Genomic DNA, 255 nt, shown 5'->3' on the forward strand with positions numbered 1-255 from the left:
TCGACATTGCGTACACGGTCACGCAGGAAGACAAGGCGGGCAACTTCAGTGCGCCGTCGCAGGGCCTGAAAGTGACGATCGACCGCACGGCGCCGGCGGTGCCGGCAGCGCCGGGGCTGGTGTCGGATTCGGGTGTGCCGGGCGACCGCATCACCAATGTCAACAAGCCAACCATCAGCGGCACGGCGGAAGCCAACAGCACGGTGTCGGTATATGACGGCGGCACGCTGATCGGCACTGCGCTGACCAACGGCA

General features: G+C 65.9%; 1 protein-coding gene. It reads left to right on the forward strand.

Translation table 11 applies throughout. The features are described 5' to 3' along the window. On the forward strand, window positions 1-255 hold a 255-nt coding region (locus GM668_RS30820), incomplete at both ends, for an Ig-like domain-containing protein (RefSeq protein WP_170305938.1).

It is taken from the genome of Pseudoduganella ginsengisoli (assembly GCF_009720865.1).
GTDB classification, from domain to species: domain Bacteria; phylum Pseudomonadota; class Gammaproteobacteria; order Burkholderiales; family Burkholderiaceae_D; genus Rugamonas; species Rugamonas ginsengisoli.